General features: G+C 74.4%; 13 protein-coding genes and 2 pseudogenes. 9 read left to right on the top strand and 6 right to left on the bottom strand.

Annotated features, from left to right (window positions below; all coding sequences use genetic code 11):
• The first annotated feature begins 13 nt into the window (after positions 1-13).
• Both O7628_RS04330 and O7628_RS04325 read left to right on the top strand, forming a co-directional pair.
• Positions 14-553 carry a hypothetical protein gene (locus O7628_RS04330; protein WP_278128505.1) on the top strand — a complete coding sequence of 180 codons (540 nt, stop codon included), beginning with the start codon at positions 14-16 and terminating at the stop codon, positions 551-553.
• 105 nt (positions 554-658) lie between these two features.
• Entirely contained in the window at positions 659-1,057 is a 399-nt protein-coding gene (locus tag O7628_RS04325; RefSeq protein ID WP_278128503.1) for a hypothetical protein, read from the top strand.
• Between the two features lie 82 nt (positions 1,058-1,139).
• Here the strand turns inward: O7628_RS04325 and O7628_RS04320 are convergent, their stop codons facing one another.
• Positions 1,140-1,895, bottom strand: a complete 756-nt coding sequence (locus O7628_RS04320; protein ID WP_278128502.1) for a hypothetical protein — start codon at positions 1,893-1,895, stop codon at positions 1,140-1,142.
• Positions 1,896-2,143: 248 nt separating this feature from the next.
• On the opposite strand from O7628_RS04320, the gene O7628_RS04315 reads away from it, so the two are divergent.
• The gene (locus O7628_RS04315) at positions 2,144-2,758 is read left to right on the top strand and encodes a copper resistance CopC family protein (RefSeq protein ID WP_278128501.1); all 615 of its coding nucleotides are present in this window, start codon (positions 2,144-2,146) and stop codon (positions 2,756-2,758) included.
• Between the two features lie 90 nt (positions 2,759-2,848).
• Here O7628_RS04315 and gltX read toward each other — a convergent pair whose 3' ends face one another.
• The 3 genes from gltX to O7628_RS04300 all read right to left on the bottom strand — a co-directional run bounded on the left by gltX (position 2,849) and on the right by O7628_RS04300 (position 7,054).
• Positions 2,849-4,258 carry a glutamate--tRNA ligase gene (gltX, locus tag O7628_RS04310; protein WP_278128500.1) on the bottom strand — a complete coding sequence of 470 codons (1,410 nt, stop codon included), beginning with the start codon at positions 4,256-4,258 and terminating at the stop codon, positions 2,849-2,851.
• Positions 4,259-4,374: 116 nt separating this feature from the next.
• Positions 4,375-5,652, bottom strand: a complete 1,278-nt coding sequence (locus O7628_RS04305; protein WP_278128498.1) for an MFS transporter — start codon at positions 5,650-5,652, stop codon at positions 4,375-4,377.
• Between the two features lie 4 nt (positions 5,653-5,656).
• Entirely contained in the window at positions 5,657-7,054 is a 1,398-nt protein-coding gene (locus tag O7628_RS04300; RefSeq protein ID WP_278128497.1) for a GH1 family beta-glucosidase, read from the bottom strand.
• A gap of 256 nt (positions 7,055-7,310) precedes the next feature.
• On the opposite strand from O7628_RS04300, the gene O7628_RS04295 reads away from it, so the two are divergent.
• Complete coding sequence (locus tag O7628_RS04295; protein WP_007072337.1) at positions 7,311-7,757, top strand: SRPBCC family protein; 447 nt, start codon at positions 7,311-7,313, stop codon at positions 7,755-7,757.
• Positions 7,758-7,919: 162 nt separating this feature from the next.
• Here the strand turns inward: O7628_RS04295 and aceE are convergent, their stop codons facing one another.
• Positions 7,920-10,664, bottom strand: a complete 2,745-nt coding sequence (gene aceE / locus O7628_RS04290; RefSeq protein ID WP_347405146.1) for a pyruvate dehydrogenase (acetyl-transferring), homodimeric type — start codon at positions 10,662-10,664, stop codon at positions 7,920-7,922.
• 157 nt (positions 10,665-10,821) lie between these two features.
• On the opposite strand from aceE, the gene O7628_RS04285 reads away from it, so the two are divergent.
• Both O7628_RS04285 and O7628_RS04280 read left to right on the top strand, forming a co-directional pair.
• On the top strand, positions 10,822-11,142 hold the full coding sequence (locus tag O7628_RS04285; protein WP_278128496.1) for a hypothetical protein: 321 nt from the start codon (positions 10,822-10,824) through the stop codon (positions 11,140-11,142).
• Positions 11,143-11,249: 107 nt separating this feature from the next.
• Positions 11,250-11,654, top strand: coding sequence for a secondary thiamine-phosphate synthase enzyme YjbQ (locus tag O7628_RS04280; RefSeq protein ID WP_278128495.1), 405 nt, complete (start codon positions 11,250-11,252; stop codon positions 11,652-11,654).
• Between the two features lie 45 nt (positions 11,655-11,699).
• Here O7628_RS04280 and O7628_RS04275 read toward each other — a convergent pair whose 3' ends face one another.
• Entirely contained in the window at positions 11,700-13,352 is a 1,653-nt protein-coding gene (locus O7628_RS04275; RefSeq protein ID WP_278128493.1) for an alkaline phosphatase D family protein, read from the bottom strand.
• Positions 13,353-13,669: 317 nt separating this feature from the next.
• Here O7628_RS04275 and O7628_RS04270 point away from each other — a divergent pair, with 317 nt between their 5' ends.
• The 3 genes and pseudogenes from O7628_RS04270 to O7628_RS04265 form a co-directional block, all read left to right on the top strand.
• The gene (locus O7628_RS04270; protein ID WP_278128490.1) at positions 13,670-14,152 is read left to right on the top strand and encodes a MarR family transcriptional regulator; all 483 of its coding nucleotides are present in this window, start codon (positions 13,670-13,672) and stop codon (positions 14,150-14,152) included.
• A gap of 80 nt (positions 14,153-14,232) precedes the next feature.
• Positions 14,233-14,571, top strand: a pseudogene (locus tag O7628_RS32645) (transketolase); the annotation flags it as partial.
• 435 nt (positions 14,572-15,006) lie between these two features.
• Positions 15,007-16,974 (top strand): annotated as a pseudogene (locus tag O7628_RS04265) (thiamine pyrophosphate-dependent enzyme); the annotation flags it as partial.
• Positions 16,975-17,027: the final 53 nt, after the last annotated feature.

The raw sequence follows: 17,027 nt of genomic DNA, 5'->3' as shown, positions 1-17,027 counted from the left end.
AGAGGAGGTCGTCGTGCTGGTCGCGGTCATCGTCGGGTGCGAGATCGGGTTCTGGGTGCTGCTGGTGGCGGGGCTCGTGGCCCGCTACCCGCTGCGCCGCCCCCGCCTCGGCGCGGCCCTGCTGCTCTGCGTACCCCTGGTCGACCTGGCGCTGCTCGCGGCGGCCGCGCTGGACCTGCGGCGCGGGGGCACCGCGGACGTCACGCACGGCCTGGCCGCCGCCTACCTCGGGTTCTCGGTCGCCTTCGGCCACTCGATGATCCGCTGGGCCGACCAGCGCTTCGCCCACCGGTTCGCCGGCGGGCCGCCCCCGGTCCGGCCGCCGCGCCACGGCTGGGCCCGCGCCCGGTACGAGTGGCGGGAGTGGGCCAAGGGCCTGCTCGGCTGGGCCGTGGCCTGCGCGCTGCTCGTGGCGGGGATCGCCTTCGTCGGTGACGCCGAACGCACCCGCGCCCTGTGGGACTTCGCCCGCACGCTCACCGTCGCCCTGTTGATCTGGCTGGTCGCGTTCCCGGTCTGGGCGACGATCTTTCCGAGCCGCCCCCGCCGCTGAGGTGGGGTACGCGCCGCACGACGCGTCCGCCCGCCCCAGTACGGTGACAGGGCACGCGGGCCAGGGACCGGCCGGCGGGCGAGGAAGAGCGTGAGGAGACCGCCGATGGCGCACGGGGAGGCCGAGCCGGGCTGCGCCCAGGGGGAGTCCGGCAGGCCGGGCCACCACGAGCCGGCGGCGAAGCATCTGCGCCGGCTCACCGGGACGCCCCATCCTGCCGAGCCGGCCTGCGGCCGGGCCGCGGAGCCGAGTTACGGCCGGGCCGCGGAGGCACCCTACGGCCGGGCCGCGGAGCCGACCTGCGGCCGGGGCGCCGCGCCGGTCGACGAGGACGCCCCGGTGCCGCGCCAGCGTGCCGCCGAGCCGCCCGCCGACGACGAGTCGGGCCGCGCCGGGGCCTGCCGCAGCGACCTGCCGGGCTGGGCCGGCGCGCACCGGCACGGCCCGGTCCGCCCCCGGCACCGGGCCCTGCGCCGGGAACGCCCGCCGCGCCGCTGGTGCTGACGGCACGCCGCCGCTGCTGAGACCTCGCCGATGGTGCCGAGGGCACGCCGGCCCCGCGCCGAGTGGCACGGGGCCGGGCCCGTCAGCGGGTGCGGCGGCGGATCAGCAGCGCGATCCCGGCCAGCCCGAGGGTGATCACCAGCATCACACCGACGTTGAGCAGCAGCAGCCGCTGCAACTCGGCGAGCGCCTCGTCGATGTCGCCGGCCGGGTTGATCGAGTCGTCGGGCAGCACCCGCTCGCCGCCCCCGACGCCGCCACTGACCGTGTCGAGCTGCCGCTCCAGCGGCACCCCGACCGTACGCAGCGTCTCGGACATGCTGAGCCGGCCGAGGAACCAGCCGGCCTTGTCCTTGCGGGCCGGGTCCGGCTGCTTCGCCGGCCGGTAGACCCGGGGGCCGCCCTTGGCCAGCGGATAGAGGTCGTAGGTCTGGGTGGCGATCTCCCCGACCAGCACCACCACCGTGAACTTCGGCCCGAGGTCGGCGGCCTTCGGCCCGTTGGCGGCCCCGGTGCGGCCCAGCCAGCTCACCTGGTCGACGACCGCGACCACCTCGACGGGGTGGGTGGTGGCCCGCAGCCGCAGCGGCTCGGCCAGGCCCACGCCGGTGATGTCCACCCCGGCCGGCAGGGTCTTCCTGGGCACCTTGCGGGCCAGCGCCGTGCTGGCGGCGGCGGCCGCGTCGGCCAGCGCCGCGCCCGTCGTCGCCTGGCCCGTCGCCGCCGGACCCGTGGCCGTGCCGGCCGCCCGGGCCGGCCCCGCCAGCGTCGTGACCAGTGCCGTCACCAGCAGCGCTCCCGCCGCCGCCCGGCACGACCGCCGTACCTGTCGGACCATCGCCGCCTCCTCGCCCCGTTCGATTTGGATGGCTTCGCTGCAGGTCACGCGTTGGTCGGTCGATGGCGGTGACCATGCCCACAGGGCGGGGCGCCCACCTGAAAGACTGCGCAGAACGTCGATCGGTTGCAGCTGTTGGATCGGGAATTGGAACTATCTGCGATCTCGGCTCGACTAATCAGGCAGCCGTAGATCAGCGGGCGGATAGTACCTTTACGGAGGTGTACATGGGGGGCAGGTTCCCACGCGTGGCGCGTACCTGGTTGGTCGTGCTCGGCGTGGCGCTCGGTGTGTCGCTCGTGCTCCCGGCCGCGCCGGCCGCCGCGCACAACTCGCTGACCGGCAGCAACCCGGCCAACGGCGCGCGGATCGCCACCGCGCCGGAGCGGGTCGAGCTCCGTTTCCTGGCGAAACCCGACCCGGGTACGACGAAGATCACAATCACCGGGCCGGACAACGTGGACGCCCTCGACGGTGAGCCGACCTTCTCCGGGACGCGGGTGCGCATCCCGTTCGCGCCCGGCAAGGCCGGCCTCTACATCGTCGGCTACCAGCTCGGCTCCGCCGACGGCCACCCGATCAAGGGCGAGGTGCGGTTCACCCTCACCACCGGCACCCCGGCCGAGCCCTCGTCGCCGTCGGCCGCCGCGCCCGAGCCCGTGCCGCCGTCGGACGCGCCGTCGGCCGCCGCGCCGTCGTCGGCCGCCCCGGCCACGGACGGCGGCGGCAGCGCCGTGCCGGCCGCCAGCGAGTCGACCGACGGGGGCCCGCCCGGCTGGCTCTGGGCGCTGGGCGGCGGCGTGCTGCTGCTCGTCGCCGCCGCCGTCGGGTTCACCGTGCGCCGCCGCCGCGCCGGCACCTGAGCGCCGGCGCGCACGACGCGTAGGGGCCCGCCGGTTCGCCGGCGGGCCCCACGGCCGCGTACCCGATCAGTCAGGCGTCGCGTGCCCCGATCAGGGCAGGCGCAGGCGGGCGGCGCGCAACCGGGCGAGGGTGCGCTCGCGGCCCAGGACCTCCAGCGACTCGAACAGCGGCAGCCCGACGGTGCGGCCGGTGACCGCCACCCGGACGGGCGCCTGGGCCTTGCCGAGCTTGAGGCCGCGCTCCGCGCCGACCGCCTCCAGCGTCGCCTTCAGCGACTCGGCGTCCCACGACGCGAGCCCGTCGTACGCGGCGATCGCCGCGTCGAGCAGCTCGGCCGCGCCCTCCTTCATGGCCTTCGCCCACGCCGCCTCGTCGACGACCGGCGAGGCGAGGAAGAGGAAGTCGACGTTCGGCACGATCTCGCTGAGCACCGCGATGCGGGTCTGCGCCAGCGGGGCCACGGCGGCGAACGCGGCCTCGTCGAACTCCTCCGGCTGCCACGGCGGCGGCGCGACGGTGTCGGTGCCGGTCAGCCACGGCCGGCACGCGGCCACGAACTCGTCGACCGGCAACGCCCGGATGTAGTCGCCGTTGAACGCGCGCAGCTTCTTCTCGTCGAAGAACGCGGGGGAGGGGTTGACCTCCTCCAGCCGGAACTCCTCCTCGATCACGGACCAGGGCACGATCTCCCGGTCGCCCGACGGCGCCCAGCCCAGCAGCATCAGGTAGTTGCGCATCGCGGCGGCGAGGTAGCCCTCGTCCCGGTACGCCTCCAGGGCGACCTTGTCCCGCCGCTTGGACAGCTTCTGCCGCTTCTCGTTGACCACCACCGGCACGTGCGCCCAGACCGGCGGCTTGACGCCCAGCGCGTCCCACAGGAGCTGCTGCTTGGGCGTGTTGGGCAGGTGCTCCTCGGCGCGGATCACGTGGGTGATCCCCATGGTCATGTCGTCGACCACGTTGGCCAGCAGGAACACCGGCGACCCGTCGCCCCGGGCGATGACGAAGTCCTCGATCAGCCTGTTCTCGAACGTCGGCTCGCCCCGGATCAGGTCGACCACCACCGTCTCGCCGGTGTCCGGGGTGCGGAAGCGCAGCGCGCGCCCCTCGCCGGCCGCCAGGCCCCGGTCGCGGCAGAAGCCGTCGTAGCCGGTGTACTGCGAGCCGGTGCGCGCCTGCACGGCCTCGCGGGTGCAGTCGCAGTAGTACGCCCGGCCGCCCTCGTGCAGCCGCTGCGCGGCGGCCCGGTGCTCGGCGGCGTACGAGGACTGGAAGTACGGGCCCTCGTAGCTGCCCCGGGCGATGCCGATCCAGTCCAGCGCCGACAGGATGCCCTCGGTCCACTCGGGCCTGTTGCGCGCGGCGTCGGTGTCCTCGACGCGGAGCACGAACACCCCGCCCTGCTGCCTGGCGTAGATCCAGTTCTGTAGGGCCGAGCGGGCGCCGCCGACGTGGAACATTCCGGTCGGAGAGGGGGCGAAGCGTACACGTACCGTCACGTCCCCAGCCTACGGCCGCCGGGAAGAGGTTTAAGGAGGGGCCCCTTGTTAACGCTTTCTGTATGGGAAGGGCCCCCTGCAATCAGACCCGCGCCCGCAGCACCCCGCCAGCGTCGTCACGCCACGCCACGGATCCTGACGACGAGGGCGCTGCCGAGGACGGTGACCACCGCGGTGACCGCGTACAGGGTCGGGTAGCCGCCCAGGTGCACCACGACCGGGGCGGACAGCGCGGGGCCGAGCACCTGCGGCGCGGAGTTCGCGATGTTGATCACCCCGAGGTCCTTGGCCCGGTTCGTGGCCGCCGGCAGCACCTCGGTGATCAGCGCCGCGTCCACCGACAGGTAGACGCCGTAGCCCGCGCCGAGCAGCACCGCCGCGACCATCGCCATCGGCCAGACCGGCGCGACGGCCAGCAGCAGCGCGGCCACGGCCATCACCAGCCCGGAGACGATCACGTAGATCTTGCGCCGGCCGGAGCGGTCGGAGAGCCGGCCGGAGACCACGGCGGTGAGGATCATCCCGAGCGTGTAGAGCAGGATCAGCACCAGCAGCCCGCCCTCGGGGTCGGGGTAGCGCACCCCGTCGGCGAGGAAGTACAGCAGGTACAGGGTGCCCAGCGCGTTGCCGAGCTGCACCAGGAACCGGGTGAGCCAGGCCCAGGCGAAGTCCGGGTGCCGGCGCGGGCTGATCCACATCGAGGCGAGCAGCGCGCCCACCCGCAGCGGCGGCCGGTGCGTCCGGGGCAGCGGGTCGTCGGCGGTGAGCAGCGCGAACGGCAGCGCCAGCAGCAGCACGGCCAGCGCGACGGCGGCGTAGCCGGCGGCGTTGCCGGTGACCACGGCCGTCACCAGCACCGCGCCCAGCACCAGGCCGAGCGACTGCGGGATGCCCACCCAGCCGGAGACGCCGCCGCGCTGGAGCACCGGCACCCGGTCGGGGATGCCGGCGGTGAGGCTGGCCAGCATCGCGTTGAAGCAGACCTGGGCGGCGACCCAGCCGACCGCCACCCCGGCGATGGTGTCCTGCCGGGCCAGCAGCACCAGGGCGAGCGCGCCGAGCACCGCCCCGCCGGCCGTCCAGACGTGCCGGCGGCCCAGCTCCCGGCCGCCCAGCCGCAGGCAGGTGCGGTCCGACAGGGCCCCGGCGAGCGGGTTGGCCAGCACCGCGGCGAGCGCGCCGAGGCCGGTGACCACGGCGAACATGGCCTCCTTGTCGCCCGGGGCGATCCGCTCGATCTGCTGGGGCAGCAGCACCTGGATCGGGGTGAAGAAGGCCATCCAGACGCCGAGGTTCGCCGCGAAGATCAGCGCGATCCAGCTCCGCCGGACCGGGACGGTCGGCTCGGCGAGCGCGGCGGGCAGGGCCGCCGGCGTCGGGTCGACGGTGGTCACGGCGCTACTCCGCGTCGGCTGTGGCGCGGCGGGCGGCGGGCGCGGCGACGCCGGGGGTCGTGGCGGCCGGGCCGGGCCGGATCGCGGTGTCGCGCAGCCAGGCGTACGACGACTTCGGCGTGCGCGCCCCCGTGCCGAAGTCGACGTGCACGAGGCCGAACCGCTTGGTGAAGCCCTCCGCCCACTCCCAGTTGTCCAGCAGCGACCAGACGAAGTAGCCCGTGACGTCCACGCCGTCGTCGATCGCGGCCCGCAGGGCGCGCAGGTGGGCGTCGAGGTAGGCGATCCGGTCCGGGTCGTGGACCCGGCCCTCGGCATCGGGTACGTCGTCGTAGGCGCAGCCGTTCTCGGTGACCTGGATCGGGGGCAGCCGGTCGCCGTACCGGTCGCGCAGGCCGGTGAGCAGCTCGCGCAGCCCGTCGGGGGCGACCGGCCAGCCGAACGCGGTGCGCGGGTACCCGGCGAGTTCCACCAGCTCGAACGGCAGCGGCGAGCCGGGCTCGGGCGCGCGTACCCCCGAGGGGTTGTAGTAGTTGACGCCGAGCACGTCGAGGGGCGCGGCGATGACGGCCAGGTCGTCGCCGCGCACGAGCCCCGGGTCGAGGTCGAGCAGGTCGGGGTAGCCGAGGCCGAGCAGCGGGTCGGTGAACAGCCGGTTGTGCAGCGCGTCGTACGCGGCGGCGGCGGCCAGGTCGGCTTCGGTGTCGCCGGCCGGGCGCACCGGCGAGTAGTTGTTGGCGATGGCGACCGGGCCGGCGGTGCGGGCGCGCAGCGCGGCGACTGCCAGCCCGTGCCCGAGGAGCTGGTGGTGGGCCGCCGGGAACGCGTCGAACAGCAGCGTCTGGCCGGGGGCGTGCTCGCCGGTGCCGTAGCCGAGGCTCATGTGGATGAACGGCTCGTTGAGGGTGATCCACAGCTTCACCCGGTCGCCGAGGCAGGCGGCGACCAGGTCGGCGTACTCGGCGAACCGGGCGGCGGTGTCCCGGTGCAGCCAGCCCCCGGCGTCCTGGAGGGGCTGCGGCAGGTCCCAGTGGTAGAGGGTGGCGACCGGGTCGATCCCGGCGGCGACCAGGTCGTCCACGAGCCGGTCGTAGAAGTCGAGGCCGGCGGCGTTGGCGGGCCCGGACCCGCCGGGCTGGACCCGGGGCCAGGCCACCGAGAAGCGGTACGCCGACACCCCGAGCCCGGCCATCAGCGCGACGTCCTCGGCGTGCCGGTGCCAGTGGTCGCAGGCGACGTCGCCGGTGCTGCCGTCGGCGATCAGCCCGGGGGTGTGCGCGAAGGTGTCCCAGATGGAGGGCCCCCGGCCGGCGGCGGTCGCCCCGCCTTCGATCTGGTAGGCGGAGGTAGAGACTCCCCAGCGGAATCCGGCCGGGAACTCGGGCAGCGGCTCGGTGGTCATGCGCTCTCCAGGCGGCAGGGGCCGGCGGCGTCCGCGGGCGCGGGACGCGCGACGTCCGACGTTCGTGCGGCCGTCCGGCCAGACGAACGTGAAACGTGTTCGGACTCTAGGCCGCGGCGGGAGTTTGCGCCATAGGTCGATTGCGATCGGGGCGCAAGGGTTTTCGGCGTGTCTTTTCCAAAGTTGTCCGGTTGCGTCCGATTTAGCGCATAGAGTGCCGAATATCGCGGATGTCCTCAGTGGGGGAAAGAACGAAATGATCCTCGTCGAACGCAGTGCGCACGTGATGGCGCCGGTGGAAGCGGTCTGGGAAGTCGTGCAGCGGGCCGAGCAGTTGCCGGCCTGGCTGGCGGGAGTTCGCGCGGCGGAGGTCCTCTCGGGGGAGGGCTTCGGCCGGCGGCAACTGGTCCAGGCCGGGCGCGGGTCGGCGCACGAGGCCGAGGTGATCGCCTACCAGGAGCCGACCCTGATCGGCTGGCGGGAACGCGCCAAGGGCGCCGGTGCCCGGGCCGAGGCCCGCACCGAGATCTACGTCCAGCTCACCGCGGACGAGGAGGAGGGCGGGACCATCGTGCGGCTCATCGTCGTACGCTGGCCCGCCGGCCCGGTCAAGGCCGCCCTCCTCCGGCTCGGTCTGCGGCGGGTCGGCGCCGACCTGGAGGACTCGCTGGCCCGGCTGACCGACCTGGCCGCCGTCGGCTGAGCGGGGCCCGTCTCACGGCGCCATCCGCGACGGCGGTGGCCCGGCGCGTCCCCACCAGGAACGCCCGGACCACCGCCGTCACGCCATCCGGGGCGGACCCGGGATACGCAGAGAGGGGCCCGGTGCGCGGTGCGCACCGGGCCCCTCGGCGGTGTCCGTGGGCTAGCTGTCGCCGCCGGTCTCGCCGACCGGCGCCGCGTTCACGTCGTCGATGGCGTACTTCTTCGCCGCCTCGGCCGGGGTCGACGCCGGCACCGTGCCGCGCAGGGCGAGCTGCCGCAGCGTCGCGACCGTCACCGACTCGGCGTCGACGTGGAAGTGCCGGCGCAGCGCGTGCCGGGTGTCGGACATGCCGAACCCGTCGGTGCCGAGCGAGGTGTAGTCACCCGGTACCCAGCGGGCGATCAGGTCCGGAACGGCGCGCATCCAGTCGCTGACCGCGACCTTCGGCCCGTCGGCGTCGGCCAGCTTCCGCTGGATGTACGGCACCCGCTGCTCCGCGCCCGGGTTGAGCAGGTTGTGCTCCTCGCACTCCACCGCGTCGCGGCGCAGCTCCGTCCAGGAGGTCACCGACCACACGTCGGCGGCCACCCCCCAGTCCTGGGCGAGGAGCTGCTGCGCCTTGAGCGCCCACTGCATGCCCGTGCCGGAGGCCAGGATGTTGGCCCGCGGCCCGTCGCCGTCGACCTTCGGCGCGGGGGAGTAGCGGTAGATGCCCTTGAGCAGCCCCTCGACGTCCACGTCGGCCGGCTCGGCCGGCTGGTGGATCGGCTCGTTGTAGATGGTCAGGTAGTAGAAGATGTTCTCCGGCTGCTCGCCGTACATCCGGTGCAGGCCGTTCTCCATGATGTGCGCCAGCTCGAACGCGAACGCCGCGTCGTAGGCCACCACCGCCGGGTTGGTGGCGGCGAGCAGCAGCGAGTGGCCGTCCTCGTGCTGGAGGCCCTCGCCGTTGAGCGTGGTGCGCCCGGCGGTCGCGCCGAGCACGAAGCCCCGCGCCATCTGGTCGGCCGCCGCCCAGAACCCGTCGCCGGTGCGCTGGAAGCCGAACATCGAGTAGAAGATGTAGAGCGGGATCATCGGCTCGCCGTGCGTGGCGTACGCGGTGCCGGCGGCGGTGAACGAGGCCACCGAGCCCGCCTCGTTGATCCCCTCGTGCAGGATCTGCCCGGTCGTGGCCTCCTTGTACGACAGGAACAGCTCCCGGTCGACCGAGGTGTAGCGCTGGCCGTGCGGCGAGTAGATCTTCTGCGTCGGGAACAGCGAGTCCATGCCGAACGTGCGGGCCTCGTCCGGGATGATCGGCACCCAGCGCTTGCCGAACTCCTTGTCCTTCATGATGTCCTTGAGCAGGCGGACGAAGGCCATCGTGGTGGCCACCTTCTGCTTGCCCGAACCGCGCTTGACGTCGGAGAACCGCTCGCTGCCCGGGATCGCCAGCGCCCTGCCGGCCCTCCGCCGCGACGGCAGGTAGCCGCCGAGCTGCTCCCGCCGCTCCCGCAGGTAGGCGATCTCCTCGGACTTCTCGCCCGGCGTGAAGTACGGCGGGAGGTAGGGGTTCTCCTCCAGCGTCTTGTCCGAGATGTCCAGGTAGAGCCGGTCGCGGAACAGCTTCAGGTCGTCCAGCGTCAGCTTCTTCATCTGGTGCGTGGCGTTGCGGCCCTCGAAGTGCGAGCCGAGCGTCCAGCCCTTGATCGTCTTGGCCAGGATCACCGTCGGCTGGCCGGTGTGCTCCATCGCCGCCTTGTAGGCCGCGTAGAGCTTGCGGTAGTCGTGCCCGCCCCGCTTGAGGTTCCAGATCTCGTCGTCGGTGAGCCCCTCGACCATCTTGCGGGTGCGCGCGTCGCGGCCGAAGAAGTGCTCCCGCACGTACGCCCCGGACTCCGCCTTGTAGGTCTGGTAGTCACCGTCGGGCGTGCTGTTCATCAGGTTGACCAGCGCGCCGTCGGTGTCGGCGGCGAGCAGCGGGTCCCACTCCCGGCCCCAGACCACCTTGATGACGTTCCAGCCGGCGCCCCGGAAGAACGCCTCCAGCTCCTGCATGATCTTGCCGTTGCCCCGGACCGGCCCGTCGAGCCGCTGGAGGTTGCAGTTGATCACGAAGGTGAGGTTGTCCAGCTCCTCGCGGGCGGCCACGCCGATCGCGCCGAGCGACTCGACCTCGTCCATCTCGCCGTCGCCGAGGAACGCCCACACGTGCTGCTGCGAGGTGTCCTTGATGCCCCGGTGGTGCAGGTAGCGGTTGAACCGGGCCTGGTAGATCGCATTCAGCGGGCCGAGGCCCATCGAGACGGTCGGGAACTCCCAGAAGTCCGGCATCAGCCGCGGGTGCGGGTACGACGGCAGCCCGCCGCCCGGGTGGGACAGCTCCTGGCGGAACCCGTCGAGCTGGTTCTCGCTCAGCCGCCCCTCCAGGAACGCCCGCGCGTACATGCCCGGCGAGGCGTGGCCCTGGTAGAAGATGTGGTCACCGCCGCCCGGGTGCTCCTTGCCCCGGAAGAAGTGGTTGAAGCCCACCTCGTAGAGCGACGCGGAGCTGGCGAACGTCGAGATGTGCCCGCCGACGCCGATCTCGGGGCGCTGCGCGCGGTGCACCAGCATCGCCGCGTTCCACCGGATGTACGCCCGGATCCGCCGCTCGATGTGCTCGTCACCCGGGAACCACGGCTCGCGCTCCGGCGGGATGGTGTTGATGTAGTCGGTGGTCGTCAGCGACGGCACCCCGACCTGGCGCTCCCGCGCGCGCTCCAGCAGGCGCAGCATCACGTACCGGGCGCGTTTGGTTCCGCGCTCGTCGATGACACCGTCCAGCGACTCGACCCATTCGCCGGTCTCTTCGGGGTCGATGTCCGGAAGCTGGCTCGGCAGACCGGCGGTGATCACCGGGCGCTTGCGTTCCGTGGCCACAGGCGTTCCCTCGGTTGTGTGTGGGATAGGTCTCTAGATGTTCATCCTGCCTTCTACCGACGGTTTTCGTCACGTCTGGCTCCCCCAGACGCGACGCTCAACACAGGTACCGGCCGGTAACTTCTGGTGGTTTGCGCTCGCCCCCTACCGTCGACCCATGACGATGCTGCGAGCCGTGGCGAGCGCACTCGTGCTGGCCGGAGCGCTCACCCTCCTGCTGTCGGTGCTCGGCCTCGCCGGCGGCCGACTGGACGCCGCCCCCGTGGGCCTGTTCGGCCTGGCCCTGCTCGCCGTGGGCCTGGTGCTGCTCAACCGCGCCGGCGGCCGGGGCGCCCGCTACGGCTACGCCACCACCGCCGGCGACCCCGCCGCCTCGTACGGCTCCGGCGCGTACGACGCGGGCGCCGGCCAGCCCGGCGCCGACTTCCACACCGGCGACGCCGGCGCCGGCTGGTCCGGCGACCCGGGGCCAGGCTGACGCGGGCGCTGCCGGCTCCCCGGCTGACGAGGGCCCGGCTGGCGCGGGCCCGCCGACACGACCGGCCCCGGCTGACAGACCCGGGTCCCGGCGGCAGAATGCGGCGTATGCGCACCGAGGTGATCACCGTCCAGACCGGCTCCCGACCGACCGTCCGGGACATCACCGCCGAGGCGGAACGGTTCGTCTCCGGCGCCGGCGACGGCCTGCTGCACGTCTTCGTGCCGCACGCCACCGCCGGCCTCGCCGTCATCGAGACCGGGGCCGGCTCCGACGACGACCTGCTCCGGGCGCTGGACGACGTGCTGCCCACCGACGACCGCTGGCGGCACCGGCACGGCTCGCGCGGCCACGGGCGCGACCACGTGCTGCCCGGCCTCGTCGCCCCGTACGCGACCCTGCCGGTGATCGACGGGCGGCTCGCGCTCGGCACCTGGCAGTCCATCTGCCTGGTCGACACCAACGGCGACAACCCCACCCGCAAGGTCCGCTTCTCGTTCCTCCCGGGCTGACCGCCTCCGGCCCGCGCGAGGTCCCCACCGCCGCCCGGGGCCCGCTCAGGGCCGCAGGGTCTCCGCCTCCACCGTCTGCCGGCCCAGGTCCACCCCGGCCCCCGGTACGGTGCGCGCGCCCGGCGCCGGCGGCCGGTCGTACGTCTGGTGCAGGCCCGGCACCCGGTCCTCGATCACGAACGTCGCCCGGGTGTAGGCCGGCGCGTCCGGCCGGCTCACGTACGGCACCACGTCGAAGTCGGCCGCCAGCTGCGCCGGGGTGATCGTCGTGCGGACGTACCCCCGGAGGTTGTTCTGGAAGCGCAGGTGCGGGTTGAACGCGAACCACGGGTGGGAGCCCGTCGGCGAGTCCGCGCCGTCGCCGGTCGACGTGACCGAGGAGCAGACCAGCTCGCTGCCGACGGTGCGCGACGTGGGGTCGGCGTAGTCGAGCTTGAGGTCGCTGGCCCAGTGGGCGTGCACGTCGCCGGTGAGCACCACCGGATTGCGCACCCCGGCGGCCAGCCAGCCCCGGGTGATCCGGTCCCGGGAGGCCACGTACCCGTCCCAGGCGTCCATGCTGGTGACCGTGAGCGGCCCCGAGTTGTTGTCCCGCTGCGCGAAGAAGACCTGCTGGCCGAGGACGTCCCAGCGCGCGTCGGACCGGCGGAACCCGTCGAGCAGCCACGCCTCCTGCTCCGCGCCCGTGATCGACCGGGCCTCCTCGGCCGCCGCGGCGCACTCCCTGTACCCGTCGCCGCACGCCTGGTCGTCGCGGTACTGCCGGGTGTCGAGCATGTGGAACGTGGCCAGCCGGCCCCAGCGCACCCGCCGGTACAGCTGCATGTCGATGCCGCGCGGCAGGGAGGTCCGCCGCAGCGGCATGTTCTCGTAGTACGCCTGGAACGCCGCCGCCCGCCGGGCGAGGAAGTCCGGGTCGGGGGCCTCCGGCACCTCGTCGGCCCAGTTGTTCTCCACCTCGTGGTCGTCGAAGACCACCACCCACGGGGCCACCGCGTGCGCCGCCTGGAGGTCCGCGTCGGTCTTGTACTGGGCGTGCCGCTGCCGGTAGTTCGCCAGCGTCCGGGTCTCCGGGCCCTCGTGGTCGCGCGGGTTCCCGCCCGGCACCGTGTAGGTGCCCTTCTCGTACTCGTACTGGTAGTCGCCCAGGTGCAGGATCAGCTCCGGCTCGGTCTCGGCCAGCCGCCGGTACGCGGTGAAGTACCCGTGCTCGTACTGCGAGCAGGAGACGAAGCCCATCGCCAGGGCCGACGGCAGGCTCTCCGGGGCCGGGGCGGTGCGGGTGCGCCCCACCGCGGACGCGTACCCCTCGGCCCGGAACCGGTAGAAGTACTCCCGGCCCGGCAGCAGCCCGCCCAGCTCCACGTGCACGCTGTGCGCCGCCTCAGGGCGGGCCTGCGCCACGCCCCGGCGTACCACGTGCCGCATCCCCTCGTCGGCGGCGACCTCCCAGGTCACCGCCACCGGCCGCGACGGCATGCCGCCGAGGCCGTCCTCCGCGAGGGGCTGCGGGGCCAGCCGCGTCCACAGCACGAAACCCTCGTGGTCGGGGTCGCCCGAGGCCACCCCGAGGGTGAACGGGTCCTGCCGCAGCGGGCGGGCGGCCGCCGCGCCGGCCGCCACGGGCAGCCCGGCCAGCGCGCCGGCCGCGCCGACCGCCGCGCCGGAGAGCAGGATCGTACGTCGGGACAGTGTCACGGTTTCCTCCCCAGAGTCCGTGTTGTTCGACTCCGGGGAGCGTCGCGTCCGCCGATGGCCGCCAGGTGAAAGGAAGGGCCCCTTGTTATCGCCTTTTGTCGAACAAGGGACCCCTGTTAACACCCGCCAGGCGGGCATGCCCGCGCGGGCCGGGCGGGCCGGGCGGGCCGGGCGGGCGCGGGCCGGGCGGCGCGGCGGCTGCCGCGAAAGCGGGGGTGAGAAGGGAACCCTTCTCTACCGTAGGCGTTAACAAGGGGCCCTTCCTTCCCCCAAAGTGGTGGAGGTGGTCAACAGTTGGGGCGGCGTACGATTGCGCCATGGCGCAGCGCATCCCCACCGAGGCGACGCCGCACGCGGATGCCCGCGCCGACCTGGCCGGGGACGCCGTGCGCCGGATTTTGCACGTCGCCTCGGCCCTCCGGCACCGGCAGGACGCCGGGGTTGCCGGGCTGGGCCTCACGCCGGCCGTCGCCCGGGCGCTGCACGTGCTGGACCCGGACCGCCCGCTGCCGGCCCGCGACCTGGCCGAGCGGCTGCGCTGCGACCGCTCCAACGTCACCGCCCTGGTCGACAAGCTGGAGCAGGCGGGCCTCGTGGAGCGCCGGGCCGACCCGACCGACCGGCGGCAGAAGACCCTCGTGGTCACCGGGGACGGCCGGCGGGTGCGCGACCGCGTCCAGCGGGTGATGTCGGACTCCCGACTGCTCGACGGGCTCACCGACGCCGAGCTGGCCACCCTGCGCGAGCTGGTGTGGAAGGTCGCCGACGGCGGCTGCCCCGAGGAGCATGCCGTGCGCTGACGCGCCGCCGGGGCCGGTGGCGGCGGTGACCGGTCCCGGGCGGACCGTGTCTGAGTGGGCGACCGGCCGCCGCGTCGGTAATGCTGTCGGACGTGACCACCCCGCAAGATCTCGATGACCGGTTCCGGGAGGCCCTCGCCGGGCTCGCCGCCGCGCCCCGGCGACGTGATCCGGCCGAGCCGGTCCACGACGACGCGCCGCTGACCGGGGCGCAGTTGCTGGACCTCTTCGACGCCCAGGTCACCAGCCGGCAGTTGGACCTCGCCGGGCGGTGGCTGCGCAGCTTCGGCGAGGGCTTCTACACGATCGGCTCCGCCGGCCACGAGGGCAACGCCGCGGTGGCCGCCGCGCTGCGTCCCGGCGATCCGGCCCTGCTGCACTACCGTTCGGGCGCGTTCTACTGCCTGCGCGCCGCCCAGGCCGCCGGGGAGGTCGCCTTCCCGGTGCCGGAGGAGGAGGCCGCCGCACCGGCGTCCGGGGCGGAGCCCACGCCGTCGGAGCCCGGGGCCGGGATGCCCGGGGCCATGGGGCCCGTGGTCGGGACGCCCGAGCTCGGGGCCCCGCCGCCCGGGGCGCAGGGAGCGCCGTCCGATGCCGGGGCCCCGCCGCCCGGGGCGCAGGGAGCGCCGTCCGGCACCGGGACCACGTCGCCCGGGGCCGAGCCCGAGGCGGTGGCGGAGGCCGGGGCGGTGGCGGAGGCCGGGGCGGTGGCGGAGGCCCGGGCCGGTGCGGCCGGCGGCCCGGCACCGGGCCGCGACCACCCGGCCGACGGGGACGACGCGGCCGTCGGGCAGGACGCGTCCGCCGGCGACGACGCGTCCGCCGGCGACGACGCGACCGTCCGGGAGGACGCGTACGCCGGGGCGGCCCGGGACGTGCTGCGCGGGATGGTCGCCTCGGCGCGGGAGCCGATCGCCGGGGGCCGGCACAAGGTCTTCGGCCGGGCCGACCTCGCGATCGTCCCGACCACCTCCACCATCGCCTCGCACCTGCCCCGGGCGGTCGGCGCGGGGCTGGCCCTGGAACGGCTGCGCCGCCGCGACCCGGCCGGGCGGCGGGCCGGGGCCGACCCGCTCGGCGACGTCGGGCAGCCGCCCCGCTCGCCGTGGCCGCCGGACGCCATCGTGGTCTGCTCGTTCGGCGACGCCTCGGTCAACCACGCCAGCGCCACCGCCGCGTTCAACACCGCCGGCTGGTACGACCACACCGGCCTGCGCATCCCGGTGCTGTTCGTGTGCGAGGACAACGGCCTCGGCATCAGCGTCCGGTCCCCGAAGGGCTGGGTGGAGGCGACCCTGCGGTCCAAGCCGGGCATCCGCTACTTCTCCGCCGACGGCACCGATCCGGTGCAGACGTACGCGGCGGCGGTGGAGGCGGCCGGCTGGGTGCGCCGGCACCGGCGGCCGGCGGTGCTGCACCTGAGCACCGTACGGCTGATGGGGCACGCCGGCGCGGACGCCGAGACGGCGTACCGCAGCGCCGGCGAGATCGCCGCGGACCTGGACCGGGACCCGGTGCTGGCCACCGCCCGGCTGCTGGTGGCGGCGGGCGTCGCCACGACCGACGAGCTGCTGGCCCGCTACGACGAGCGCGGCTGGCAGGTGCGCCGGATCGCGGAGGAGGTGCTCGGCGAACCGAAGCTCGCCTCCGCGGCCGAGGTGGTCGCGGAGCTCGCGCCCCGCCGTCCGGCCCGGGTGGCCCGCGCGGTCGCCGACGCGGCGGTCCGGGCCGGCGGACCCGGCGCGGCGGTCCGCGCGGACACGTTCGGCGGCCGGCTGCCCGAGGCGGCCGGCCCGCTCACCCTGGCGCAGAGCATCAACGCCGCCCTCGCCGACGGCATGCTCGACCACCCCGGCATGGTCGTCTTCGGCGAGGACGTCGCAGCCAGGGGCGGGGTGTACGGGGTGACGAAGGGGCTGCGGGACCGCTACGGCGCGGCCCGGGTCTTCGACACGCTGCTCGACGAGACGTCGATCCTCGGGCTCGGGCTGGGCGCGGGGCTGGCCGGGCTGCTGCCGGTCCCGGAGATCCAGTACCTGGCGTACCTGCACAACGCCGAGGACCAGTTGCGCGGCGAGGCGGCGACCATGCGGTTCTTCTCCTCGGGGGCGTTCCGCAACCCGATGGTGGTGCGGGTGCCGGGGCTGGCGTACCAGGAGGGCTTCGGCGGGCACTTCCACAACGACAACTCCCTGGCCGTGCTGCGGGACGTGCCGGGGCTGGTGGTCGCGGTGCCGGCGCGGGCGGACGACGCCGCCGCGATGGTGCGTACCTGCCTGGCGAGCGCGGCGGTCGACGGCAGCGTCTGCGTGCTGGTGGAGCCGATCGCGCTCTACCACACCCGCGACCTCTACGCCGAAGGTGACGGCGAGTGGTTGGCCGACTACGCCGGGCCGGGTGGGTGGGCCGCCGGCCACGCGCCGGTCGGCCGGGCCCGGGTGTACGGCGTCGGCTCCGCCGAGGACGTCACGATCGTCACTTTCGGTAACGGGGTGCCGATGTCGCTGCGCGCCGCCGCCACCCTCGCCGACGAGGGGGTCGGCAGCCGCGTCGTCGACCTGCGCTGGCTCGCCCCGCTGCCGGTCGCCGACCTCGTCCGGGAGGCGTCGGTGACCGGCCGGGTGCTGGTCGTGGACGAGACGCGCCGCTCCGGCGGGGTCGGCGAGGGGGTGCTCGCGGCGCTGGTCGACGGCGGATATGTCGGTGCGGCGCGCCGGGTGGCCGCAATCGACTCGTTTGTACCATTAGGTCCGGCAATGCGTGCCGTGCTGGTCACCGAGGATGCCATCACCCAGGGTGCCCGTACGCTGCTGGCACGGTAAATTCCGTTCCACCCGGTGCGCCACTTGCGCGGGGGGCTGCAAGTGTGTGGACT

Origin of the sequence: Micromonospora sp. WMMD956, from assembly GCF_029626125.1 — a bacterium.
GTDB lineage: Bacteria > Actinomycetota > Actinomycetes > Mycobacteriales > Micromonosporaceae > Micromonospora > Micromonospora carbonacea.
The sequence above is the reverse complement of the archived record's forward strand: the minus strand, read 5'-3'. Positions and strand labels throughout refer to the sequence as shown.